Consider the following 18384-nt stretch of genomic DNA (forward strand, 5'->3'; position numbering starts at 1 on the left):
TAGTATGATTATTGGGCGGTGTTTTATCAGAATGCGCGTTTCCGGCAAGGGAGGCAACGGTTGCAATTCCTGCCTATCCCTTGTGCAACTTTGTCTACGGCGTATTGGTCTTTCGTCTAAGGACCGCGTTCCGGCCGGGAAAACGGGCTTGCGCGCTTGAATCGACGCGTGAAATCGGCACTCTGCCCTAAGCAAGCGAAAATCAAATGAAGCCTGCGGGGAGGAACGTCATGCAAGCACTACTCGGCCTGAGTCGGCTGATCGACCGTATTACAGAGATCATCGGGAAGTCTGTTTCCTGGTTGATTCTTCTCGCCGTTCTCGTGAGCGCCGGCAATGCTGTAGTGCGAAAAGTGTTCAATGTATCGTCGAACGCCTGGCTTGAGGCGCAATGGTATCTTTTCGGTGGCGCCTTCATGCTCGCCGCCGCCTATACTCTCGCCCAGAACGAACACATCAGGATCGACGTCGTCTACGGTCATTTCTCTCGGCGTGTACAGCATTGGATCGATCTTCTCGGCCACTGCCTCTTCCTCATGCCCTTCGTCCTGTTGATGATCTACTTTCTGATTCCCTACGTCCGGATGTCCTATGCTTCCGGGGAAATGTCCTCGAGTGCCGGGGGCCTGATCATCTGGCCCGCAAAGGCGATCCTGCTCGCCGGCTTCCTGCTGCTTGCCGCCCAGGGCGTGTCCGAGATCATCAAGAAGATCGCGATCATGCGCGGCGACATGGACGACCCGACACCCTACGTTCCCACACATGCTCCCCTTGATATGGAAACTCCGGTCGAGGAGCACCGCGCATGATTGAATTCATTGCTGAAAACCTGGCGCCGATCATGTTCGCGTCGCTGGTGGTATTCCTTCTCCTGGGATACCCCGTCGCCTTCGCACTGGCTGCCAACGGTCTGCTGTTCTTCGTCATCGGCGTCGAGCTTGCGCCGCTGTCCGATTCGATCAACCTCTCCTGGCCGCTCCTCAACGCCATGCCCGAACGCCTGTGGGGGGTGATGTCGAACGACACGCTGCTTGCGATCCCGTTCTTCACATTCATGGGGATCGTGCTGGAGCGGTCCGGCATGGCCGAGGACCTGCTCGACACGATCGGCCAGCTCTTCGGTCCGATCCGCGGCGGTCTCGCCTATGCTGTGATCTTCGTCGGTGCGCTGCTTGCGGCCACCACTGGCGTGGTTGCCGCGTCCGTCATCGCGATGGGCCTGATCTCGCTCCCGATCATGCTGCGCTACGGCTATGACCGGCGCGTCGCGTCGGGCGTCATCGCGGCGTCGGGCACGCTCGCCCAGATCATCCCACCTTCGCTGGTGCTCATCGTGCTTGCCGACCAGCTCGGCCGTTCGGTCGGCGACATGTACGCCGGCGCGTTGATCCCCGGCCTCGTCCTGACCGGGCTGTACATGCTCTACATCCTGGTCATGACTTTCCTGAAACGCGATTCCATGCCGGCGCTGCCGCCGGAAGCGCGTTCGCTCGGTTCCGGCGTGACATCGCTTGCGATCGCGCTCGTTGTTGCTGCCGGCATTGCATATGGCGCCCATGTCCTGCTTTACCCGACGCAGGGCGAGAATGCCGATATCCTTGGCGCGACCGTCGGCGTTGCATTCATCTATGTGGTGGCGCTTCTCGACAGGAACCTGAAGGTCAACGCGATGTCGCGGCTCGCCCAGCAGGTGATCATCGTGCTGATCCCGCCGCTGGCGCTCATCTTCCTCGTCCTCGGCACGATCTTCCTCGGCATCGCGACGCCGACCGAGGGCGGTGCCATGGGCGCGGTGGGTGCACTTATCATGGCTGCGGCCAAGGGGCGGCTCACCTTGGATGTGGTCCGTTCGGCGCTTGCCGCCACCACCCGGCTTTCGGCCTTCGTGCTGTTCATCCTGATTGGCGCCCGCGTCTTCTCCCTGACCTTCTACGGCGTCAACGGCCACCTCTGGGTCGAGCATCTGCTCGTCTCCATGCCGGGCGGCGAGACGGGCTTCCTCATCGCGGTCAACATCCTCGTCTTCCTGCTGGCCTTCTTCCTCGATTTCTTCGAGCTTGCCTTCATCGTCGTGCCGCTGCTGGCGCCGGCTGCCGACAAGCTCGGGATCGACCTGATCTGGTTCGGGGTTCTGCTCGGCATCAACATGCAGACGAGCTTCATGCATCCGCCATTCGGCTTCGCGCTGTTCTATCTGCGCTCGGTCGCGGCCCGCGTGCCCTACATCGACAGGATCACCGGCAAGATGACGGCGCCCGTCACCACCGGCCAGATCTACTGGGGGGCCGTACCTTTCGTCGGTATCCAGATCGTGATGGTCGCGCTGACCATCCTCTTCCCGCAGATGGTCATGCACTACAAGGGCCCGGCCTCTGCCGTCGACCCGTCGACGATCAAGATCGAGGTGCCGGGCTTCGGCGGGCAGGGCGGGGGGCTCGGGCTTCCCGACAACGGCGGCGGGCTCGGCCTGCCGGGCGGCCTCCAGCTTCCTGGCGGAAGCCCGCTGGATCAGCCCCCGGCCGACCAGAATGGCGGTACCGGCGGAGGCCAGCAGCAGAAGCCGTCGAACGACCTCAGCAGTCCGCCGTCCTTCAACTGACGGGACAGCTACCGCAAATTAAGAACCGGGCCGGCTTGCCGGCCCGGTTTTGTTATATCCCCGCGCGCGCCACACGATCCGGGCTTCGGTCAACAAAAAACCCCGGAGCTCTGCGCTCCGGGGCTGTTCTCGAAGGTGATGACCGCCGGTAAGCCTAGAGCTTGCCGCCGCGCTGCTGGATCATCATGAAGGTGTCGTAGTTGTACTCGGCGATCTGCGCATTGAGGTAGTACTCCCCGCGGAAGGCCTTGATCGAGTCCCAGATCTTCTTGAAGGTCGCATTGGAGCCTTCCATTTCGGCATAGACCTCGTTGGCCGCGTCGAAGCAGGCCGAAAGGATTTCCGGGCTGAAGGGGCTCAGCTTGGCGCCGGCGGCGACGAGGCGCTTGATCGCCGACGGATTGAGGTAGTCGTACTTCTGCAGCATGTTCGCGTCGGTGGCCTGGCAGGCGGTGCGCAGCAGCGACTGGTAGTTCTTCGGAAGCGCCTCGAAGGCAGCCTTGTTGAAGATGGCGTGCACGGTCGGGCCGCCTTCCCACCAGCCGGGATAGTAGTAGTAGGGGGCAACCTTGTAGAAGCCGAGCTTCTCGTCGTCGTAGGGCCCCACCCATTCGGCCGCGTCGATCGTGCCCTTTTCGAGCGATGGATAGATGTCGCCGCCGGCGATCTGCTGCGGCACGACGCCGAGTTTCTCGACGACCTTGCCGGCGAAGCCCCCGATGCGCATCTTCAGGCCCTGCATGTCGGCGACCGTCTTGATCTCCTTGCGGAACCAACCGCCCATCTGCACGCCGGTGTTGCCGCCGGGGAAGCCGATGAGGCCCTGCGTCGCGAGGAACTCGTTGAACATGTCGATGCCGCCGCCGTGGTACTGCCAGGCGTTCATGCCGCGAGCGTTGAGCGCGAAGGGAACCGCCGCGCCGAGCGCCCAGACCGGGTCCTTGCCCCAGTAGTAGTAGGAAACGGTGTGGCAGGCTTCGACGGTACCCGCCGCGGCCGCGTCGGCGGCCTGCAGGCCCGGTACGATTTCGCCGGCCGCGAAGACCTGGATCTGGAAATTGCCGTCGGTCGCTTCGGACACGTATTTGGAAAGGACTTCGGCGCCACCATAGATCGTGTCGAGCGATTTCGGGAAAGACGACGCGAGGCGCCAGTTGACCTTCGGGGTGCTCTGCGCAATCGCGGGTGCGGCGAGCGCCGTGGCTGCCGCGGCACCGGCGCCGGCGACCCCGGCTTTCTTGAAGAATGTACGACGATCCATGAATTCTCCTCCCAGTGGTCAGCGGGCAAAGGACCCGCTTTTCGTGATCACACGTGACCTAAACACGTTGACCGAGGGCTTTCAAGCACGGCAGCGCATTGACCCGCAAAAGCCCGCATTCGACTTTGGTATGATGCGGCGGTTTTACTATCTGCCTGTTTTTTGAGCGTTTCTCGGTTTGGCACGTCTGCCCCGACCTGCACGCCGAAGCGGTTGACAGTCCCGGCTTTGGCACGATGATGGCGCATCGCCTTATCTCGGCGTGCGAAACGAGGACTGCCCAGATGACCCCCACGATCCGCAACGCGACGCGCGACGAACTCGACGTGATTCTCGATTGGGCCGCGCGGGAGGGATGGAACCCCGGCCTCGACGATGCCGGCCCTTTCTGGGCGGCGGACCCGCGGGGCTACCATGTCGCGACCGTCGATGGCGAGCTCGCCGCTGCCGTATCGGTTGTGAAGTACGATCCGGCCTATGCCTTCCTCGGCTTCTACATGGCACGGCCGGAGTATCGCGGCCGCGGCATCGGCTGGGCACTGTGGCAGGCGGCGATCGCATCCGCTGGAGCGCGCACAATCGGGCTCGACGGTGTGGTCGCCCAGCAGAACAACTACCGCAAGTCCGGCTTCGCCTATGCCCATGCCAATGTCCGCTATGGCGGCGATGTCAGCTTTGCCGCTCCGGATGATCCGCGCCTCGTGCACGTCGCCCCCGTCCACCTGCCGCTCCTGTCCGCCTATGACCGCGCGCTCTCACCCGCTCCCCGGGAGGATTTCCTCGCGGAGTGGCTGAGGACCGGCGAGTCCCGCCGCAGCATTGCGCTCCTGAGGGACGGCAGGGTTGGGGGCTTCGGCACCATCCGCGCCTGCCGGGAGGGCTTCAAGATCGGCCCGCTCTTTTCCGATACCTCCGTCGGCGCCGACCTGCTCTTCCGGGCACTGGTGGCAGATGTCGGCGGGGGCAGGGTGTTTCTCGATATTCCCGAGCCGAACACCGAGGCGAGGGCGCTCTGCGCACGGTATAACCTCACGCCGGTGTTCGAGACGGCACGAATGTACCGCGGCACCGATCCGCAGCTGCCTCTCGGCCGGATCTTCGGGATCACGACATTCGAACTCGGTTGAGGCAAACGCCTACCGCGCCCGGTCAGTCCTGGCGCTTGCGCTGGATGAGCTGGTCCAGCATCAGCCCGTCTATGTCGGTGTTGATCTGCAGCCAAAGCGGCAGATGGTCGGAGAGCTGGTAGGTGAACTGCGTCTTGGTGAGATCGGGAAAGAGCGGCTTGTGATCGCTCTTGTAGAAGTCGAGAACGCCGCCGGACCGCGCGAAGTTCTCACCGTACCGGGCGAAATGCAGGATCTGGTCGTAGCGCTTGTCGCGGGCGAGATTGGAACCGAATTCGTCCTTGGCGAGGGCGGAGGGAAGCACCAGTCCCTTTGACGTGATGGCCGCAAACAGCGGGCTCGTCCGGCTGGGGATGTTGAAATCGCCCATCACGATGATGTCCTTGTCCTCGCAGTTCGGTTCGCCGATCTTGGCCTCGAGCCAATCCGCGAGGGCCTGGATTTCGACCAGCCGTCCTTCCTCGCTGTCGCCCCAGCGCACGTGGGTGGTCAGCGAGCAGAAATCGAAATTGCCGGATTTGAACGAGGCGATGTAGGGCGGGCGCCACCAGTTGATGTCGCTGAGATACTCCCTGCCACGCTTGGTTCTCGGAGTGCTCGCTTCGGCGGCGAGGCCGTTGAAGGTGACGGCCCGCTGGTCGAAGACATAGCATATCCGCTCGCGGTTCCCGCCATCGTCGAGGATCGCGTCGGAGTAGATGATGTCCCAGTAGGGACCGAGGATCGGCAGGATCCTCTGGAGGTCGCCGAGATTGTCGCGCAGCTCCACGATCGACACCAGGTCGAACTGCCCGATGATTTCCGCGATGTAGTGGATGGCCGCCTCGCTGCGCCGCTTCTTGCCGAGCTCGCGGATGTTCCAGGTGGCGATGTTGATCGTCTCGTCGATCTTCGACGGAGGTATGTTGGCGGCCTCGATCCGCTGCTTGAGTGTCTTCAGGCCTTCTGCGATCTCGAGCGAAACATTGCCATGGAACATCGCGCTTTCCCCCGGCTCTCACGGAGGCAGCGTATCACATGCTGGTCGTCATGGGGCAGGGCCGCCTGACCATGACGAAGTGCCCCTTCAGCTTGCCATCGCCTCTTCGTATTCGGACGAGAGTTCCAGCCACTGTTCCTCGGCGTCTGCGAGCTTCGCGGCCGCATCCGAGCGCTCCTTCGCCTTTGACGCTGCCTTGGCGGGGGACTTTTCGTAGAGCGCCGGGTCGGCAAGCTCCACATCAAGCGCTTGAATCTGTTTCTCCAGCTTTGCCGTCAAGGATTCGAGATCGTTGATCTTTTTGCGCAGCGGTGCCAGCGATGCGCGCCGGTCCGCATTCGCCTTGCGCTGGTCGGCCTTCGAAAGGCCGTCATCGCCGGCCACCGGCCGCGCCTTGTCGTCCTTGCCCTTCGGTCCCCCCACGATGAGGGCCCGGTACTCTTCGAGGTCGCCATCGAAGTTTGCGACGGTTCCGTCCTTCACCAGCCATAGCCGGTCGACGGTCGCCTCTATCAGGTGACGATCGTGGGAGATCAGGATCACCGCGCCGGAATAGTCGTTCAGCGCCTGGATGAGGGCGTTGCGGCTGTCGATGTCGAGGTGGTTGGTCGGCTCGTCGAGGATCAGCAGGTTTGGTCCGTCGAAGGCGGCGAGCCCCATCAGCAGGCGCGCCTTTTCGCCGCCCGACAGGTCCTTGGCCGGTGTTTCCATCTTCTCGGTCGCAAGCCCCATCTGGGCGACGCGTGCGCGCACCTTCGCCTCGGGCGCGTCAGGCATCAGTCTACGCACGTGTTCGACCGCGCTCTGCGTCGGAACAAGGTCGTCGAGTTGGTGCTGGGCGAAAAAGCCGATCTTGAGGTTCGGTGCCGCCTTCACTTCTCCCGTTTCGGACTGAAGCTTGCCGGAGATGAACTTGGCGAAGGTGGACTTGCCGTTGCCGTTCGATCCCAGCAGCGCGATCCGGTCGTCATTGTCGATCCTGAGGTTCAGCCGCTTCAGGATCGGCTGGCCCGGATGGTAGCCGACAGCACCGCTGCTGACCGCGACGATGGGCGAGGCCGGCAGCTTCTCCGGCTCGGGAAACGTGAAGCCCTGCACATGGTCCTCGATCACGGCGGCGACCGTTCCCATGCGCTCGAGCGCCTTGATGCGGCTCTGCGCCTGCCGCGCCTTGGAGGCCTTCGCCTTGAAGCGGTCGATGAAGCTCTGCAGGTGCTTGCGGGCGGCGTCGTTCTTCGCCTTCGCCTTCATCTGCAGTTCGTCGGCCTCTGCCTTCTGGCGCTCGAACTGGTCGTAGGAACCGCGATAGAAGGTCAGCTTCTTCTGGTCGAGATGGATGATCGAGTTGACGGCGGTGTTCAGGAGGTCGCGGTCGTGGCTGATGATGATGACGGTGTGCGGGTAGCGGCGCACATAGTCCTCGAGCCAGAGCGTGCCTTCGAGGTCGAGGTAGTTGGTCGGTTCGTCGAGGAGGAGCAGGTCGGGCTCCGCAAAGAGCACCGCGGCAAGCGCCACGCGCATCCGCCATCCGCCGGAAAAGCTCTTGGCAGGACGCTTCTGCGCCTCGTGGTCGAAGCCGAGGCCGGCGAGAATGCTGGCCGCGCGAGCCTCGGCCGCATGGGCGCCGATGTCGGCGAGCCGTGTCTGGATCTCTGCGATGCGATGAGGATCGGTGGCCGTTTCGGCTTCCGCCATCAGCGCTGCGCGCTCCTTGTCGGCCGCAAGCACGATCTCGATCAGGGGCTCGTCGGTTCCGGGGGCTTCCTGCGCCACCTGGCCGATCCGGGCGTTGCGCGGTATCGAGACGTTGCCCGCTTCCCCTGCAAGGTCGCCGGTGATGACACGGAAGAGCGTGGACTTGCCGGCGCCGTTGCGCCCGACAAGGCCCGCCTTTGTTCCCGCCGGAAGCGAAACGGAGGCGTTGTCGAGCAGGAGGCGCCCGGCGATACGGGCGGAGAGGCCGGAGATCGTGATCATGGATCGCGTCTATAGGGCCGGCCACCCCGTCAAGGCAAGGGGTTGAGGCGCGGCCTCAGGCCACATCGCGTCGATAGTTGCGCGCTGCCCGAGCCGCAATGTCGGCGGAGTAGAAGCGGATTTCACGACCTTCGCCTTCGCCGGCAACCGCGAGAGCCTGTTCCGACTGGCTTACCAGCACGGAAGGGGATCGAGCCGCATCCGTGAAGGCAATCCCGCCCGTCAGGGACAGGAAGCCCGGTGGCAGGTCCCGTCCCGGAAAGCTGAAGCTCTCCGCCTCGACCTTGCCGCGGATGCGTGCGGCGATGCTCGCCGCGTTGTCGCGATTGACGTCGGCGAGGAGAAGCGCGAACTGGTCCGGCCCCGTCCGCGCCACGAAATCGTTCTTCTTCAGCGATTGCCTGAACAGCGCTGCGAGCTGGCGCAGCGTCTGGTCGGCAGCGCCCGCCACGTGCGTGTCCATGAAACCCTTGAGACGGTCGATGCGCACCAGCAGCAGCGCCGCGGTCTTTTCGTCCTCACTCTCGAAGTGGGACTTGAGCCGCGTCGCAAGTGCCGCCTGGTTGCCGAGGCCGGTGACCGTATCGTGGGTCAGCGCCTCGTGGCTCGCTGCCATGCCGGAGCGCACGCCCCGCATCTGGCCGAGAATGTCGTCGGTGCGCAGGCCCAGGATACGCTCTGCCGACAGGAGATCCTGGACGATGGCGAGCAGCCGGCTGGCGTCGCTGGCGAAGTCGGTCATGGCGAACACCGGGTCGGAAGTCAGCCGGTCGGCAATCTCCCGGATCTCCTGAAGGGCGATCGCCTTGTCCTGGTTGCACTTGTTTGTGACGGAGGACATCTCCCCGATGAGCCTAAGGGCCTCTCCCGCCGCCTGTCCGGCCGCAAGCGCATTGTGGCTAGCAAGTCCGTAGCGGATGGCCAGCGCGTCCAGCGAGGCCTGTTCCGGCGACTTGCCGAGTGCGGCGATTTCCTTTACCAGCGCGGCGTTGCCGCCGGCGCAGGCCTCGTAGAGCAATTCGTAGTTGCGTGGCTGCCCGCTGATCCCGAGGCTTGCCATGAGCTGCATGATCTTCTGCGCGGTAGCGGGTGCCCCGGCCGCTGCTTCTTTCGTCCCCATCATTGCGTTCGTCGTCATAACAGCAAACACCGAAAAGTTGTGGGAAGAACCGCTTTGCCGTCCCCCATCGTGCATTCTCGCGGAGATTGTACTGTGCGCCGGTTAATATTAGGTGATGCTGCATTGCAACCTGCATTCTGCAATTTTGCCGATAGCCGATTGATGCAATTGCTCAATTATTGCTCAATTAAGGGATCTCTAACCCTTTTCCTTCATTGATGGCTGACGGGATGACCCCGCTGTGCCGTTTCCCGCCCTGGTAGTGTGGAAAAGGACACAAGTCCGCACGCATGTGTCACGCGTCGCTACTTCATCCCGAGCCATCATGAACAGGACCGTTATCGCGGCGAATTTTGCACTGTTTCTCTCCCTGGTCGTCGCCGCGCAGGCGTGGCCGGCCGGAGATTTCGTGCTTGTGGTGGCGGCTCCCGGATCGAACCCGGCAACGGTCCATTCCCTCATCGCGCGGTCGGGGGGCTCCTATGTCGGCCCGTCGCGGTTCGGCTGGATGGCCGTCGCCTATTCCCAAAGCAGCGACTTTGCGCAGCGCCTTCTCGGCGAAGGCGCCTTTCTCGTCCTCAATCATGCATTTGCAACAGGTTGCCTTCAGAAGGATCGATCATGAACGCTCTCGCCAGGCTCCGCCTCTATGCTTCGTATGGGATATTCTCCCTTCTGTGGATCAACGTGGGCTTGATCCTCGTGCGCAATATCTTCCGCGCGGATGGCTTTTCGACCGCGGCCGTCGCTTCGGCCTTCCTGGTCGCAGCCTCGGCCTCGATGAGCTGGTTCGGTGATCGCACAGGAGCCACGACCCGGGTCGTGATGTCGATGGCGCATGCCGCGAGCGTCGCCCTGCTGGTCTATTCCTTCTCCGGCTCCCACCTGCAGATCGACATGCACATGTACTTTTTCGCGTCGCTCGCGATCTGTGCCGCCTGGATCGATTGGCGCGCCATCGTCGGCTATGCGGCACTGGTGGCGGCCCATCACATCGTGCTCTACTTCTGGATGCCCCTGGCGATCTTCCCCGATCAGTCGGATCTCTCGCGCGTTGCGCTCCATGCCGTCGTCCTGATCGTCCAGAGCGGCGTGCTGATCGCACTGACCCACTCGGTTGTGGCCGCCTTCGGTGCGGCGGAGCGTTCGCTGGAGCAGGCAAACTTCGCGCATCGCACCGCGACCGAGATGAGCGAGAAGGCGCGCGCCGCCGACCAGGCGATCGCCGCCGATCGGCTGCGCCAGCAGGAGGAACGCCAGCGCCAGGCGGAGATTGCCGCCTCCGTCGTCCGCGACGTCGAGTATGCGCTTTCGGAACTGGCCGGCGGCAACCTGTCCCATCGCATCGCCATCGCATTTCCCGCCGATTTCGAGAACCTCCGTGTGTCCTTCAACACCTCCATGGATCAGCTCGAGATGGTGATGGGCGCGGTCGGTGACGCCGCGGGCAGCGTCCGCGCGGGATCGAGCCGCATTCGCAACGCCAACGACGATCTGCAGCTTCGCACGGAACGGCAGGCGGCGTCGGTCGAGGAAACCGCTTCGGCGCTTTCGCTCGTCAACGGGACGGTTCAGCAGACGACCGGTCTTGCGGAAGATGCCGGCCGGCTGGTGGAGAACGCTCGCCGCAGCGCGGAACGGTCCGGAACGGTGGTCGGCGATGCCGTGGCCGCGATGGAATTGATCGAGACTTCGTCCGGCGAGATCAGCAAGATCATCGGTGTGATCGACGACATCGCGTTCCAGACCAACCTACTGGCGCTCAATGCCGGTGTCGAGGCCGCGCGGGCCGGAGAGGCCGGCAAGGGCTTCGCGGTCGTGGCCCAGGAAGTCCGTGAGCTTGCGCAGCGTACCGCTACCGCCGCACGCGAGATCAAGGCGCTCATCAACGCCTCGAACGATCATGTGAAGAGGGGTGTCGGCCTTGTCGACCAGACCGGGCAGGCGCTCAGCGCCATCGCCCACGAGGTTCAGGAAATCGCCGCGCACGTCACCGGCATTGTGCAGGGTGCCCGCGAACAGGCGACCGGGTTGAGCGAGATCAGCGCCTCCGTCTCGGAAATCGACCGTAACACCCAGCGCAACGCGGGCATGGTCGGAGAGTCCTCGGCTGCCATTCACGGGCTTGCCGGCGAAGCGCAGAGACTGGAGGATTTGCTCGCAAGGTTCCGTCTTGCCGCCAGCGGATCGGCCGTTGCCTCGGGGCGGACTGAAGGCCGCGCGACGGCACGCGCAGCCTGAGTGAGGAAGTCGCCCGCTCCGTCAGGACGGTGCGGGCGAAAACGTCAGGCGGTTCTGCGCGTCATCTGAAGGGCGCGCACGAACTGCAGGAACATCCCGACATTGGCGGGCTTGGCGCGCCGCGGCTGCGAAAGCTGGATGTCGCGCATCGCGGCTGCATAGCCCTCGGCGCGAGCCTCGTTCATGGCAACCTCGAACGTTTTCGCGATCACCGGATAGCAGTCGTCGGGCAGGTAGGCGTTCGGGGCGTCCGTCCCGTAGACCAGCGCCATCTTGGATAATGCGCTGCCCAGCAGCGCGCTCCATTCCTCTGTCGTTCTCGCCATTGTCCTTTTCCTCTTTTGGACCGGGCTCGTGTTTGCAATCCTCTATGCCTACACTCCGGTGGAAAGGACTATTTCATCCTTTGCCGCCATGCCCTGTAACTTGGGTAACAACCGGAAGACCTTCCGCCGGTCCAAGTTCTCTGTGTCCTTGGCGCTGTTTGTTTGCTTGATTTTCTTGCGCTCGGGACATCGACAATGCGGGATATGAGTGCATGTGCATCGGGTGGCTTTTGCCACGGGGGTAATGCCCCCCTTGCCCTCTGGTAGATCATGCTTCAGGCGCCCGCGCTAGTGTCACCCGTCACACTTCGCATGGTCTCGGAGGCGCTTATCTGAGCCTATCTCGGATTTTCCTGCACGGTCATCCATTCCTGGCCCTCGCTTCTCAGGAAATAGATGAGATCGAGCGAGATCGAAGGCTTTCCGAGCGCCGTCAGACCCGAATGCGCCTGGCCGCGATGATGGGTCTGGTGGTTGAAGACGTGAACCAGCGTTGGCTCGACGGCATGGGTGAACGCAATAGGGCTGGAGACCGGCGAATAGGTCATGTCGCGCTTCAGATCCTCCTCGCTGAGCGAGGTCAGCCAGTCGATGATGCGCGCGTCCTCCGCGACCCGGGCCGCATGCAGTCCGGCGAAATCGTCGAACAGGACGGTGTCGAGCGAGGGAGGAGCCTCTCCCTGTCCGGTCAGGCGCTTCAGCCAGATCCTGTCTGCGACGAGAATGTGGTTCAGCGTTCCCTGCAACGATTTGAAGAAGGCCCCGGTGTCACGCCGGAACTCCTCGTCTGTAACCTTGGAGACAGCCTCGTAGAGATTGCGGTTTGCCCATGCGTTATAGGCGGCGAACATCTGGAAGTGTCTGATCATGGTGTTGTTTTTCCTTGCCTGAATCATCGGGCCGCATTCTAGGGCATGAAATGATTTCGGGGTGTTATGGGACTCATGAAATTTGCTGATCCGATGAGAGGCCTGCAGTCTTCGCGTGCGGCGCGCGCCGGTCGGCCGATGCGCGTCGCCGCATGCGCCGTGTGACGGCTGCATGAAACCTTGGCCCATCCGGCGGCATTTGCCCGCGCCCCCTTGTTTTGCGCGGAATTGGCGGTTATTGAACCGCCACTTTTCACCGGAAACCAAGGGAATTGACTGATGGCGATTGAACGCACCTTTTCGATGATCAAGCCGGATGCGACGAAGCGCAACCTCACGGGCGCGATCACCAAGATGCTCGAAGACGCAGGCCTGCGCGTCGTTGCATCCAAGCGCGTGTGGATGAGCCGCCGCGAAGCCGAGGGCTTCTATGCCGTTCACAAGGAACGTCCGTTCTTCGGCGAACTGGTCGAGTTCATGTCCTCCGGCCCGACGATCGTCCAGGTCCTCGAAGGCGAGAACGCCATCGCGAAGAACCGCGAAGTCATGGGCGCCACCAACCCGGCCAACGCTGACGAAGGCACGATCCGCAAGGTTCACGCGCTCTCGATCGGCGAGAACTCGGTTCACGGCTCCGACGCTCCGGAAACCGCTGCCGAAGAGATCGCATACTGGTTCTCCGGCACCGAGATCGTCGGCTGATTGGATCAGTCGGACGGACCCGAGCACATGACCGGGTCCTGACGGCACAGGCGGACGGCGGGCAGAGTGCCCGCAACAGCCTCTGACAGGAATGATGAGCCGCCCGCAGCGACCGCCGCGGGCGGCTCTTCTCGTCGAGGGAGGCGTTCTGGTGAAAGCCGCAAGCGGCGCCAGGCGACCCAGGCACCATGGCTCCGGCCCGCCCGTGAGCGTCACACCGGGCACTTGGCCGTTTCGAAATGCTCCGGCGTCTTCCCGTCCTTGAAGACCTCTGGATTCTTGTCGTAGGCCGGTCCGACGACCAGCGCCTTCGCCGGCAGCACGTCCTGGTCGAGATTGGAGATCACACTGGTCTCCAGCGTCTGCAGGACCTTGCCGTCCGGATCGGTCACGCGGATGGTCACCTTGTAGGGACGCTCCTTCTTGACGCAGGTCACGTCCGGACTTTCGAGGATCACCTTGTCGACCTTCGGAAAGAGCTTCTGGCTCAGCACGAGCGGGTCGCCGCCCGCCGGGTTCTCGAACTGGGCCTCGACCTTCGATCCCTCGGGCACCGGCACTGTGCGGTTAAGGGTGACCATGTAGGTCGCGTAGGCGAGGCGATAGTTGAAGATGAACATCTTGCCGGTGAGCTCGAGCGGGTTTTCTCCGCTCTGGCGCTGGCAGCCGGCGGCCAGGCAGGCGAGGGCGACCATCAGCAATATCCTCGATTTCATTGCACTGTCTCCTCGCGGTGACGGTAGTAGTGCCGGCTGGCCTTCACCCGGTTGCCGCAGACTGCCATGTCGCACCATGCGCGCGACCGGTTGCGACTGCGGTCGAGAAACAGCCACTGACAGTTCGGGCAGATCTTGAGCCGCTCCGGCTGCGGGTTGGCGGCAAGGAAGAGCGCCGAGCGCGCGGTCGCCGTGTCGAGCAAGCAATCCTTGTCTCCGCGGCTCGTGCGCAGTGTCGCCGATATCGCGTCGAGGAGGTCGGCGAGCAGCGCCGGATCGCCGTTGCCTGATGCTTCGGCCCGGAAATGGCGGTCGATCGCCTCGCGAAGGCCGATGAACCGCGCGCGACCCGCCGGGGGTACAGGAGCGACCGGTCCGTAGACATCCCGCTCGGCGCAATGGCGGTTCACACCGGCGGCGAAGGCATCCATCGCCGCCGCATCGGCGAAGCGGTCGATGCGCCGCGAAGCGTCCGGTCGCAGCACGACCGAGTTGGCGACGTCGAGCGCCAGAGAGCCGCCGGCGAAGCGGTGCGAGGTCCAGGAGAAGGTCATCGATCATCCTAACTGGTAAAATGCATAATACCAGTTATAGTGATCTTGTCACCCGTTGGATGCGCGCATGGCCTATCTCCTCCAGCAGTTCGCGAACGCCGTGCCGGTTGCCGCGCTCTATGCGGTGCTTGCCTTCGGCTATTCGCTGGCCTTCGCCGTCACCCGACGGGCGGACATCACCTTCGGCGCGCTCTTTGCCTTTTCCGCGCAGATGTTCATCCTGTTTTCCGACTATGCCTGGAACCGGCTGTGGCTGGTGCTGCCCGCCGCCCTCGCGGTCGGAGCGGTGGCGGCGGCCGTCTATGCCATCGGTGCCGCGGTCGTGGTGGCGCGTCACGTCATGCGACCGCTCGCCTTCTCGTCCGACAACACCGTCGTGGTCGCGGCGGTCGGTGTGGTGCTGGTGCTGATGGAGACTGCCCGGCTCGCCTCCGATACCCGCAGCCTGTGGCTTCCACCCTTTCTGAACACGCCCGTGGTGTTCTGGAACGATCCGGCCTTTCCGGTGACGCTGACCACGATCCAGCTCGCCAATGCCGGGATCATGTTCGCGGTGGTCGGTCTCGGCCATGTCTGTCTCGTGCGCTCGAGATGGGGAGGCGATGGCGGGCGGTATCGGAGGACCGGGAGGCTGCGGAGCTCTGCGGCGTCGACAGCGCCGGCGTCTACATTGCCGCCTACGGCACGGCTGCGCTGGTCGCGAGCCTGACGGGCATTCTCGCGGCTTCCTACTACGGCAACATGGATTTCGGAGCGGGCATGACCTTCGGCGTGAAGGTCCTGTTCATCGCCGCGATCGGCGGCCACGGCACTCCGCTCAAGGCGGCGGTCGGCGGCGCCGGTGTCGGTCTCGCGGAAACCTTCTGGAATGCCTATGCGGCGGCGCTCTGGCGCGACCTCGTGATCTTCTCGGTCCTGGTGCTCCTGCTCGTCATCTTCCGGCGCGAGAAGGCGATCCCCTGACCCGTATGCGGCAGTGGCTCTCGGATGACGTCGAGGCAAAGGCAGCCGAAACGCGGACGGCTCGGTCAGCGCCGCCACTTGTCGCGGGCGTGGTCGTCGGCGTCGCGGGCATCCACCCAGCCGCCTTCGGTGCCGTCACGCAGGTGTTCCTTCTTCCAGAAGGGCGCGGAGGTCTTGAGATAGTCCATCACGAAGGCAGCGCCGTCGAATGCGGCCTGACGGTGCGAGGCCGTGGCGATGACAAGCACGATGTTTCCGCCCGGCGCGATTGGTCCGACGCGATGGATCGCTGAAATGCCGGAAAGCTGGAAGCGTTCGATCGCCTCGTGGCAGATGCGACCGATTTCCGCCTCCGCCATGCCCGGATAGTGTTCGAGTTCGAGGGCCGCCAGCCGTCCGCCGTCGTCCCGGCAAAGCCCGGTGAAGGTGACGACCGCGCCGATCTCGGTACGGCCCTCGGTGAGGCGGCTCAATTCGCTTGCGGCGTCGAAGTCCTCGCGGCTGACGCGAACGATGACCGGAGCCTCGCGCCCGCCACCCATGATCAGCCTCCGGTCATCGGAGGGAAAAGCGCTATCTCGCGCGCCCCACCGATCGGCTCGTCATGCTCGACATGTTCCTGGTTGATCGCGACGCGGATGACGTTCTCGTGCTCCAGCGCCGCCTCGTATTCCTCGCCTCTCGTCTTGAGAAAAGCGATGAGGTCGCCTGCCGTCTTCACGGAGGCGGGAAGCGCGAGATCTTCCTCGCCCTTGCCGATCCTCTCTCGCACCCAGGCGAAATAGACGAGCTTGACCATCTCAATCGACCATATGCTTGGCGCCGGCGCGGAAGTAGTCGTAACCGGTATAGATGGTCAGGATGGCGGCGACCCACAGCAGGGTGATGCCGATTTCGGTCGTATAAGGCAGCACCTTGTCGCCGGCAGGGCCGGCCAGCAGGAAGGCGATCGCCACCATCTGCGCCGTGGTCTTCCATTTGGCGATCCGCGTGACCGGCACGCTGACCTTCAGTGCCGCCAGATATTCGCGCAGGCCCGATACCAGGATTTCGCGGCAAAGGATCGTGATCGCCGCCCAGAGCGACCAGCCGGCAATCGTCTGGTCGGCGGCCATCAGCAGAAGCACGGCGGCTATCAGGAGCTTGTCGGCGATCGGATCCAGCATCTTGCCGATATTGGAGGTCTGGTTCCAGATGCGGGCGAGATAGCCATCGAGATAGTCGGTGATCGAGGCGGCGATGAACAGGCCGAGACCGGTCCATCGGGCGAAATCGGAACTCTCGAGCCGACCCTCGATGAAAAAGCAGACGACGATCAGCGGCACGGCCAGAATGCGAGCGTAAGTGAGGAGATTGGGGATGTTGTATGCGCGCGATGCCATGGATTTTACATTTCTCTGCCGTTTGAGCGTAAATGATGGCTTTGCGTCGCCAACGTCAACTGTCCCCGCCGTCTTTTTTGGCTCCGATAGCGGCATAATTCCGGTGCGCGGAATACGTCTCCGCCGGCGCCGCGAAGGTCAGAGCAGGAAGTCGCTCTTGTAGAGTGTCATCGCGTCGTCGAGGTGGATCACGAAATCCGATTTCTTGTCCCCGTTGAGGTCGGCGTAAATGTAGGTATCGGAGGCCTTCTTGCTGTAGCGCAGTTCCCCCGCATCACCGGAATAGGACTTCGTTCCGATGAAGGAGAAGTCCTGGGTGCCGCTTCTGGTCGTATCGGCGTCGAGCGACCTCAGGTCGATGCGGTCGCCCTGCGAATGGGAAAAGTCGATGATCGTGTCGCGGCCGGAGGAGGCCGCCGTGCTGTCCGACTTCAGGTTGAACACGAAGGTGTCTGCGCCCGATCCGCCCGAAAGCTTGTCCGCGCCGCCGCCGCCCGTAATCTTGTCGTTTCCCGCGCCGCCCGAGATCGAATCGTTGCCGTTCTTGCCGTCGATGCGGTTGGAGCCGACATTGCCCACGAGCCGCTCGGAGGCGGAGGAGCCGGTAAGCGCCAGCGCGTCGCGGCCCAAAAGTTTCGCGCCGCTCGCGCCCGAGGTCAGCGTCAGAGATACGGAGCTCTCGATGAACTTGCCGTCCACGAGGTCGATCTTGGCATTCTCGCTGAGTACCTTCGCCTCGAGCTTCACGGCGGAGGATCCGGTGCCGAACGCCACCGAGTTGGTGCCGGCACTAACCTTCATCTGGTAGCCGCCGCTCGCGATGCTGTCCGTCGTCTTGCCCTCTGAGGAAATGCGCACGTCGTTGCGCCCTTCGCCGACCGAATAGAAATCGTCCCCGGAAGTGTCGTTGTAGATCACCCCCGTCAGGAAGATGGAACTGCCGGATTTGGCGAAGTTCTGCGTGACCATCGAGGCGTTGTAGGTGGTGCCGCCGGAGGTGAATTTGCCGGCGATCTGTCCGATGCCGATTTCACGAAAGCTCTCCTCGAGAATGTTCTCCCGGTGTCCGGCGCTCAGGAACAGGTTCTTGTGCTGGCTGATGATCGCAGACGTCAGGTCGAGCGACCCGGTCGTTCCCGTCCAGGCGATGTTTTCGCCGGTCGCCCACGAGCCCGTGAGTGAGTAGTTTGCCGCCTGCATGCGCTGTGTGGGTGTGGAGCCGCCCTTGCCGGTATGGCTGAAGGTGTCGGTATCGATCATCCATTGGCTGTGGCCGCGCGCGGAATTGATGAGCAGGTAGTTCATCGCCAGCGGTGCCTTCGTCGAGCCGCTGATCGTCCCTGAAGGAAGATTGTCGTTCAGGCTGATCCCGTACCGCTTGGCCTCCGTGATCGGATCGAGGCGCGCGCGGTTCACCAGTTCCAGCATCAGCTGTTCGCGTGCGGTCGGTTGTGCCATCGGCAGGATCTCCTCAATCTTCGCGGGCCGCGGTCTCTCTGTTCAACCTAAGCTAAAAGAGTGAATCAAACAAAGCGGTCGCAAGCGGCTTTCGCACTGCGAGATGGGCA

At 63.3% G+C, this 18384-nt stretch carries 18 protein-coding genes and 1 pseudogene; 7 read left to right on the forward strand and 12 right to left on the reverse strand.

Annotation, left to right across the window (positions count from 1 at the left end; genetic code table 11):
* Positions 1–230: 230 nt before the first annotated feature.
* Together F3Y30_RS10275 and F3Y30_RS10280 are read left to right on the forward strand one after the other, a co-directional pair.
* Positions 231–809 (forward strand): TRAP transporter small permease subunit, encoded by a 579-nt coding sequence (locus F3Y30_RS10275; protein WP_203426368.1) that lies wholly within the window; start codon positions 231–233, stop codon positions 807–809.
* Positions 806–2599, forward strand: coding sequence for a TRAP transporter large permease subunit (locus F3Y30_RS10280; protein WP_203426369.1), 1794 nt, complete (start codon positions 806–808; stop codon positions 2597–2599). Before F3Y30_RS10275 ends, F3Y30_RS10280 begins: the two co-directional genes overlap by 4 nt.
* A gap of 154 nt (positions 2600–2753) precedes the next feature.
* Here F3Y30_RS10280 and F3Y30_RS10285 read toward each other — a convergent pair whose 3' ends face one another.
* Positions 2754–3860, reverse strand: a complete 1107-nt coding sequence (locus F3Y30_RS10285; protein WP_203426370.1) for a TRAP transporter substrate-binding protein — start codon at positions 3858–3860, stop codon at positions 2754–2756.
* A gap of 284 nt (positions 3861–4144) precedes the next feature.
* On the opposite strand from F3Y30_RS10285, the gene F3Y30_RS10290 reads away from it, so the two are divergent.
* Positions 4145–4987, forward strand: coding sequence for a GNAT family N-acetyltransferase (locus F3Y30_RS10290; protein ID WP_203426371.1), 843 nt, complete (start codon positions 4145–4147; stop codon positions 4985–4987).
* A gap of 22 nt (positions 4988–5009) precedes the next feature.
* Here the strand turns inward: F3Y30_RS10290 and F3Y30_RS10295 are convergent, their stop codons facing one another.
* The 3 genes from F3Y30_RS10295 to F3Y30_RS10305 form a co-directional block, all read right to left on the reverse strand.
* Complete coding sequence (locus F3Y30_RS10295; RefSeq protein WP_203426372.1) at positions 5010–5966, reverse strand: endonuclease/exonuclease/phosphatase family protein; 957 nt, start codon at positions 5964–5966, stop codon at positions 5010–5012.
* An 87-nt stretch (positions 5967–6053) separates the two neighbouring features.
* Positions 6054–7943, reverse strand: coding sequence for an ABC-F family ATP-binding cassette domain-containing protein (locus F3Y30_RS10300; RefSeq protein WP_203426373.1), 1890 nt, complete (start codon positions 7941–7943; stop codon positions 6054–6056).
* A 55-nt stretch (positions 7944–7998) separates the two neighbouring features.
* Positions 7999–9081 carry a GGDEF domain-containing protein gene (locus F3Y30_RS10305; RefSeq protein WP_203426374.1) on the reverse strand — a complete coding sequence of 361 codons (1083 nt, stop codon included), beginning with the start codon at positions 9079–9081 and terminating at the stop codon, positions 7999–8001.
* Positions 9082–9388: 307 nt separating this feature from the next.
* Between F3Y30_RS10305 and F3Y30_RS10310 the strand changes: the two genes are divergently transcribed.
* On the forward strand, positions 9389–9688 hold the full coding sequence (locus F3Y30_RS10310) for a hypothetical protein (RefSeq protein ID WP_203426375.1): 300 nt from the start codon (positions 9389–9391) through the stop codon (positions 9686–9688).
* Positions 9685–11304, forward strand: a complete 1620-nt coding sequence (locus F3Y30_RS10315; protein WP_203426376.1) for a methyl-accepting chemotaxis protein — start codon at positions 9685–9687, stop codon at positions 11302–11304. Before F3Y30_RS10310 ends, F3Y30_RS10315 begins: the two co-directional genes overlap by 4 nt.
* A gap of 44 nt (positions 11305–11348) precedes the next feature.
* Here F3Y30_RS10315 and F3Y30_RS10320 read toward each other — a convergent pair whose 3' ends face one another.
* Positions 11349–11630 carry a hypothetical protein gene (locus F3Y30_RS10320; protein WP_203426377.1) on the reverse strand — a complete coding sequence of 94 codons (282 nt, stop codon included), beginning with the start codon at positions 11628–11630 and terminating at the stop codon, positions 11349–11351.
* A gap of 338 nt (positions 11631–11968) precedes the next feature.
* On the reverse strand, positions 11969–12499 hold the full coding sequence (locus F3Y30_RS10325) for a DinB family protein (RefSeq protein WP_203426378.1): 531 nt from the start codon (positions 12497–12499) through the stop codon (positions 11969–11971).
* A gap of 279 nt (positions 12500–12778) precedes the next feature.
* Here F3Y30_RS10325 and ndk point away from each other — a divergent pair, with 279 nt between their 5' ends.
* Positions 12779–13201 (forward strand): nucleoside-diphosphate kinase, encoded by a 423-nt coding sequence (gene ndk, locus F3Y30_RS10330; protein ID WP_034803877.1) that lies wholly within the window; start codon positions 12779–12781, stop codon positions 13199–13201.
* Positions 13202–13413: 212 nt separating this feature from the next.
* Here the strand turns inward: ndk and F3Y30_RS10335 are convergent, their stop codons facing one another.
* Positions 13414–13917 carry a hypothetical protein gene (locus tag F3Y30_RS10335; RefSeq protein ID WP_203426379.1) on the reverse strand — a complete coding sequence of 168 codons (504 nt, stop codon included), beginning with the start codon at positions 13915–13917 and terminating at the stop codon, positions 13414–13416.
* Positions 13914–14471 (reverse strand): CGNR zinc finger domain-containing protein, encoded by a 558-nt coding sequence (locus F3Y30_RS10340; protein ID WP_203426380.1) that lies wholly within the window; start codon positions 14469–14471, stop codon positions 13914–13916. The genes F3Y30_RS10335 and F3Y30_RS10340 overlap by 4 nt, the downstream gene beginning before the upstream one ends.
* 67 nt (positions 14472–14538) lie before the next feature.
* Here F3Y30_RS10340 and F3Y30_RS10345 point away from each other — a divergent pair.
* Positions 14539–15434: pseudogene (locus tag F3Y30_RS10345) on the forward strand (branched-chain amino acid ABC transporter permease).
* A 65-nt stretch (positions 15435–15499) separates the two neighbouring features.
* Here the strand turns inward: F3Y30_RS10345 and F3Y30_RS10350 are convergent.
* The 4 genes from F3Y30_RS10350 to F3Y30_RS10365 form a co-directional block, all read right to left on the reverse strand.
* Complete coding sequence (locus F3Y30_RS10350; RefSeq protein ID WP_203426381.1) at positions 15500–15976, reverse strand: molybdenum cofactor biosynthesis protein MoaE; 477 nt, start codon at positions 15974–15976, stop codon at positions 15500–15502.
* Positions 15977–15978: 2 nt separating this feature from the next.
* The gene (gene moaD, locus F3Y30_RS10355; RefSeq protein WP_203426382.1) at positions 15979–16233 is read right to left on the reverse strand and encodes a molybdopterin converting factor subunit 1; all 255 of its coding nucleotides are present in this window, start codon (positions 16231–16233) and stop codon (positions 15979–15981) included.
* Between the two features lies 1 nt (position 16234).
* Entirely contained in the window at positions 16235–16816 is a 582-nt protein-coding gene (gene pgsA / locus F3Y30_RS10360) for a CDP-diacylglycerol--glycerol-3-phosphate 3-phosphatidyltransferase (RefSeq protein WP_203426383.1), read from the reverse strand.
* Positions 16817–16954: 138 nt separating this feature from the next.
* On the reverse strand, positions 16955–18274 hold the full coding sequence (locus F3Y30_RS10365; protein WP_203426384.1) for a CAP domain-containing protein: 1320 nt from the start codon (positions 18272–18274) through the stop codon (positions 16955–16957).
* Between the last annotated feature and the right edge of the window lie 110 nt (positions 18275–18384).

The sequence above is a fragment of the Sinorhizobium sp. BG8 genome (assembly GCF_016864555.1).
Lineage (GTDB): Bacteria > Pseudomonadota > Alphaproteobacteria > Rhizobiales > Rhizobiaceae > BG8.